The following is a 4,667-nucleotide window of genomic DNA, read 5'->3' as shown; positions in this document are numbered from 1 at the left end:
GTGATGCCGGCGAGTTGTTGGGCGAGGTGGTCGCGGAGTTGTTCGACGTGGTGGGTGTGGGAGGCGTAGTCGACGTCGATGCGGCGGGCGCGGATCTGGTGCTGTTCGCAGTGGGCGAGGAGGTCTTGGACGGCGGTGGCGTCGCCGGCGATGACGGTGCTGGTGGGGCCGTTGTGGGCGGCGATGGTGAGTCGGCCGTCCCAGGGCGTGAGTAGTTCGGTTGTTTCGTTGTGGGGGAGGGGTATTGAGGCCATGGCGCCCTGGCCGCTGATGGCGAGGATGGCTTGGCTGCGCAGGGCGGCGATGCGGGCGCCGTCTTCGAGGGTGAGGGCTCCGGCGATGGTAGCGGCGGCGATTTCGCCCTGTGAGTGGCCGATGACGGCGGCGGGCTGGACGCCGAGGGACTGCCAGAGTTCGGCGAGGGGCAACGGGCGATGGAGGCGGCGAACACGGGCGAGGTGTCGAGTTGGGCTCGTCCGGTGAGCAGGGTGTGGCCGGCGGCGCGGAGGTCGGTGTCGGGGTGGTCCTGGAGGAAGGCGGCCAGCTGTCCTGCCTGGGCGCGCAGGGCGTTGTCGTTCCGGGCGGAGAGCACCCACGGCACCACGGGGAAAGGCGAGTCGGCGGCGAGGGCCTCCTCGGCGGCGGGGGCCTCCTCCAGGATGACGTGCGCGTTCGTCCCGCTGATCCCGAACGAGGACACGGCGGCTCGTCGGGTCCGCTCACCGGCCGGCCACGGGCGCTCCTCAGTGAGCAGCTCGACCGCACCCGAGGACCAGTCCACGTGCGGGGTGGGCTCGTCGACGTGCAGGGTGCGCGGCAGCACGCCGTGCCGCATCGCCATCACCATCTTGATCACGCCACCGACCCCGGCCGCCGCCTGCGCGTGGCCGATGTTGGACTTCAACGAGCCCAGCAGCAGCGGACGTTCGGCGGGCCGCTCCTTGCCGTAGGTGGCGATCAGGGCCTGGGCCTCGATCGGGTCGCCCAGCCGGGTGCCGGTGCCGTGTGCCTCCACCGCGTCCACGTCGGCCGCGGTGAGCCGGGCGTTCTTCAACGCGTCCCGGATCGCGCGCTGCTGGGCGGGCCCGTTGGGGGCGGAGAACCCGCTGCTGCTTCCGTCCTGGTTGACGGCCGAGCCGCGCACCATCGCGAGCACCCGGTGCCCGTTGCGCCGGGCGTCGGAGAGCCGCTCGACCAGCAGGACGCCGACGCCCTCCGCCCAGCCGGTGCCGTCCGCGCCGGCCGCGAAGGCCCGGCAGCGCCCGTCGGGGGACAAGGCCCGTTGACGGCTGAACTCGACGAAGCCGCCGGGGCCGGTCATCACGGTGACACCGCCGACGAGGGCCATCGTGCACTCCCCGTTGCGCAGCGCCTGTCCGGCGAGGTGCAGTGCGACCAGCGACGAGGAGCACGCCGTGTCCACCGTGATCGCCGGCCCCTCCAGGCCCAGGGTGTAGGCCACTCGCCCTGACACCACGCTGCCCAGGCTGCCCGTCATCAGGTAGCCCTCAAGGTCGTCGGGTGTCTCGCGCAGCCGCGCGGCGTAGTCCTGGTGCATCACGCCGGCGAACACGCCGGTACGACTGCCGCGGACGGAAACGGGGTCGATGCCGGCGCGTTCGAAGGCCTCCCAGGAGGTCTCCAGCAGCAGCCGCTGTTGCGGGTGCATGGCGAGCGCCTCGCGCGGGCTGATCCCGAAGAAGTCCGGGTCGAACAGCGCGGCCTCGTGCAGGAAGCCGCCGGCCCGGGCGTACGTCTTTCCGACCGCCTCGGGGTCGGAGTCGTAGAGCGAGTCCAGGTCCCAGCCGCGGTCCTCCGGGAAGGCGGAGACGGCGTCGCCGCCGCTCGCGACCAACTGCCAGAGGTCCTCGGGGGACGTGACGCCCCCCGGATAGCGGCAGGCCATGCCGACGATGGCGATCGGGTCGGAGGCTGCGGCGGTCAGTTTCCGGTTCTGCTGCCGCAGCGCCTCGGCCTCCTTGAGGGAGGCTCGTAGCGCCTTGACGACTTCTTCACTGGATGCGGTCATCGCGAACTCCGAAACTCCGTGCCGTAGAGGGGTGGTGCGACGTGATCAGTTGTCACCGAGGGCGACCCGGATGAGGCTGTCCAGGTCCATCGTGTCGAGGGCGCTGCCGTGCTCCTGCTCGTTGGTGTCCGCCGGTTCGCCCGCCGGGTCCGCGAGCTGGAGGAGGGTGCGGACCAGCCCGGCCTCCTGGAAGCGAGCCAGCGGGATCGTCGCCAGGGCCCGCCGGAACCCGGCCTCGTCGACCTCGTCGGGGTCCGGTTCTTCAGCCGTCCGCTCCGCCGGGAACACCTCGCTCTCCAGGTGGCGGGCGACGGCGGCCGGAGTCGGGTGGTCGAAGATCAGGGTGGCGGGTAGCCGGGTGCCGCTCTCCCCGCCGAGCCGGTTGCGCAGTTCGAGCGCGGTGAGGGAGTCGAGGCCGAGGTCGAGGAATCCGCGATCGGGTTCGACCCGCTCCGGTGAGGCGTAGCCCAGGACGGCCGCCACCTGGGCGCGGACCACGTCGAGCACGGCGTGGCCGCGTTCGGTCGCTTCCAGACCGGCGAATCTCTGCCGGAACGTCAGGGTCTGCGGGGCGGATGTCTCCCGGAGCTTCGGGGCCCGGACCAGGGCGCGGAGCACCGGTGGCACCTCGGGCTGCGCCCGAAGGGCCACCGTGTCCAGCCGGGCGGGTACCAGCACCGCGCGATCCGTCCGCAGAGCCGTGTCGAAGAGCGCGAGTCCCTCATCGGAGGGAAGGGCGGCGAGGCCCGTGCGGCTCAGGCGGCGGAGGTCGGTGGCGTCGAGGTGGCTGGTCATTCCGCTGGACTCCGCCCACAGTCCCCAGGCCAGGGAGTGTGCGGGCAGGCCCTCCGCGCGGCGCCGCTGCGCCAGGGCGTCGAGGAAGGCGTTGGCCGCCGAGTAGCTTGACTGGCCGGCCTGCCCCAGGACACCTGCGGCCGAGGAGAAGAGGACGAACGCGCGCAGGTCGCTCCCGCGGGTCAGTTCGTGGAGGTGCCGCGCCGCGTCGACCTTGGGACGCAGGACGGCCGACACCCGGTCGGGGGTCAGGGCCGTCAGCACACCGTCGTCCAGGACACCCGCCGTGTGGATCACGCCGACCAGCGGCTGCTCGGCGGGCACCTGGGCCAGGGCTGCGGCGAGTGCCTCCCGGTCGGCCGTGTCGCACGCCGCGACCGTCACCGTGGCGCCCGCCGCCGTCAGTTCGTCCCGCAGTTCGGTCGCACCGTCGGCGGTGAGCCCCTGCCGGCTCAGGAGCAGCAGGTGCCGCACCCCGTGCCGGGTCACCAGGTGGCGGGCGAAGAGACCGCCGAGCAGGCCGGTACCCCCGGTCACCAGCACGGTGCCGGTGGGGCCGAACGAGGCCGGAGCCTCCGCCGTACCGGGTGCGGCGGTGACCAGCCTGGCGGCAGACACCCGGCCCGCGCGGACCACCAGTTGGGGCTCCGCCGAGGAGAGCGCCCGGACCAGGGCCGGGTAGGAGTCGGGGTGGTCGTCGAGGTCGGCCAGCACCAGGCGGCCCGGGTTCTCCGACTGGGCGGACCGGACCAGGCCCCACAGTGGGGCGTGGACGAGGTCCGTGACGTCGTCGGTCGGATCCACGGCCACGGCGCCGCGGGTGAGCAGGACGAGCCGGCAGTCGGCGAAGCGTTCCGTGGCGAGCCAGGCCTGGGCGAGGGCCAGCGCGTGCCCGGTCGCCGCGTGGATGTGCTCGGCGGTTGCTCCGACGCCGGACGGGAAAGCCGCCACGACCGTGGCCGGTAGCGGAGCTCGGACTGCGAGCAGATCGGCAGGCCGGGCGTATCCGAAGTCGTCGGTGTCGAGAAGCAGCGGCGCCTCGTCGGGGGCGTCGGCGCTGGGCGGCAGCGGCACCCAGTCCACCTGGTACAGCGAGTGGGGGTGGCCGTGGGTGGCGGCGCTGAACTGCTCGGGCGTCACCGGCCGCAGCGTCAGCGATCCGACCGAGACGACCGGGTTGCCGGCCTCGTCGGTGGCGGTGAGGGCGACGGTGTCCGGCCCGGTCGGGGTGAGTCGGACGCGCAGCGAGGTGGTCGCTGTGGAGTGGAAGACGACATCGGACCAGGAGAACGGCAGGCGGACGCCGTCGGATCCCTCCAGGAGGCAGGCGTGCAGGGCCGCGTCCAGGAGGGCCGGGTGCAGGCCGAACCGGTCGTCGTGGCGCTCGTGGGGGAGTGCGACCTCGGCACGGATCTCGTTGCCGTGCCGACCGACGGCCCGCAGACCCCGGAACGCCGGCCCGTAGTCGAAACCGACGTCGGCCAGCCGGTCGTAGAGCGCGTCGGCCGGATCGAGCACTGTCGTCCAGGACTGCGACCTGTCCGCAGGCGAGGTGTGGCTCGGGCCCTCCGCTGTCAGGATCCCGGTCGCGTGCCGGGTCCAGGGGGCGTCGGGGCGGTCCGGGCGGTCGGGGCGGGAGTGGACGGAGACGGTGCGTCGGCCGGCTTCGTCGGGTGTGCCGACGCGGACCTGCAGCCGGACGGGCTGCTGCTCGGGCAGGACGAGCGGGGTTTCCAGCGTCAGCTCTTCGAGGTGCTCGCAGTCGGCGTGGTCGCCGGCGTGGAGGGCGAGTTCGACGAGGGCGGTGCCGGGGAGGAGGGCGGTGCCGAAGACGGCGTGGTCG

The 4,667-nt window shown here is 73.2% G+C and carries 1 protein-coding gene and 1 pseudogene; both read right to left on the bottom strand.

Features of this window, described 5'->3' with window-relative positions:
• Positions 1–1,993 (bottom strand): annotated as a pseudogene (locus OP86_RS33145) (type I polyketide synthase); the annotation flags it as partial.
• Positions 1,994–2,074: 81 nt separating this feature from the next.
• Positions 2,075–4,667, bottom strand: a 2,593-nt coding sequence (locus tag OP86_RS36290) for a type I polyketide synthase (RefSeq protein WP_033334371.1), incomplete at its 5' end; no start/stop codon positions are given.

Origin of the sequence: Streptomyces novaecaesareae (assembly GCF_000716875.1) — a bacterium.
GTDB lineage: Bacteria > Actinomycetota > Actinomycetes > Streptomycetales > Streptomycetaceae > Kitasatospora > Kitasatospora novaecaesareae.
Note: the sequence above shows the minus strand (reverse complement) of the source record. Positions and strands in the feature narration are given on the sequence as shown.